Genomic DNA, 1,185 nt, shown 5'->3' on the forward strand with positions numbered 1-1,185 from the left:
GGTATAACCCAGTGTGGTGCTGCCAGCAGCTGACAGGAAAGAAGTGGCCACACTTGCAACAATGGCCGGCAATTGCATGCCACCCAATTCATAATCGGCTTCCGGGCAAGTGAGCCCGGATTGGATAACAGCATCGATTGCAGGCTTGATCTCGGGAAGCATGTGCACCTGCTTGCCGTCGAACGTAGGCTGTTGCACATCCACCTTCTGCCGGATTGGCAGGAAGTAGCGTTGCGCGATCTTGCGCCCGGTTTCGATGGCCGCCAGATAAGTTTCCTTGCTGTGCTCGGCATAGCGCGGGCGGGCGGTCAGGGCTTGCGCATCGAACAACTCGAACAGATAGAAATGCAGATCTCTGACGTTTAGTATGGAGGCCGCCATGGTATTACTCCGCGAAGAATGGACGGGACCCGCCCATTTTGCCGAGGCCGGCCCCAGTCACCACGACATGGGATGTCTGATAGAAGGGATTTCTCGCAACAATGGACATGGCCGAGACACAACACTTACAGCGCTTTGCTGACTTTCTCAGGTTCTGGCGCGGAGTCTTCGGGCTGAGCCAGGAGCAACTGGCCGAAATGGTCGGCACCTCGACTCGACATGTCAGTCGCCTGGAAAACGGGATAAGCAAGCCAAGTGAGGTGCTGACCGACCAAATCGCGGACGCGCTAAAGCTTGGCCGCAGGGATCGCAGCCATCTGCGCATTGCTGCGGGCTACGCGACCAATGAAATAGCGCAGGACTTTCACAGCCCGGATCTCAAGTGGTTAAGGTCTGCAATGCTCAGAACATTGCAGACACTGGATCCGTATCCATCCACCCTGACTGATGGCGCGGGCAATATCCTGATGGTCAACAAGGCCTGGGTAGGCTTCTATCAGGACAAAGTCGATACCGAGCGGCTCAGGCAAACTGTCAACTTGTATGACTTTCTGTTCAACGACGGCAGCGATGGCGCGCTGAGCGAGGAATGGCAAGACGCATTGTCGCTGGTGATCATGGCGTTCAAGCAGCATGTCATGCTCAACGGCAGCGATCAGGAAAATCAGACCCTGAAGCGCATTCTTGACTACCCCAACGTTCCAACTGACTGGAAAATACGCGCCTCCAGACTCGAGCCCAGAGCCAGCTTCAAAGTCAAAATTCAGCATCAGGGAATGGTCAGGAGCTTCTATAGCGTCAGCC

Annotated in this window: 2 protein-coding genes; one reads left to right on the top strand and one right to left on the bottom strand. The window is 55.5% G+C overall.

The features are described from left to right. On the bottom strand, positions 1 to 381 hold a 381-nt coding region (locus ACXRVY_RS30330; protein WP_458239118.1), incomplete at its 3' end, for an acyl-CoA dehydrogenase family protein. Between the two features lie 101 nt (positions 382 to 482). Here ACXRVY_RS30330 and ACXRVY_RS30335 point away from each other — a divergent pair. Beyond that, positions 483 to 1,185: helix-turn-helix domain-containing protein (locus ACXRVY_RS30335; protein ID WP_458239119.1), on the top strand; the 703-nt coding region annotated here is incomplete at its 3' end.

It is taken from the genome of Pseudomonas sp. P5_A2_2, from assembly GCF_054177685.1.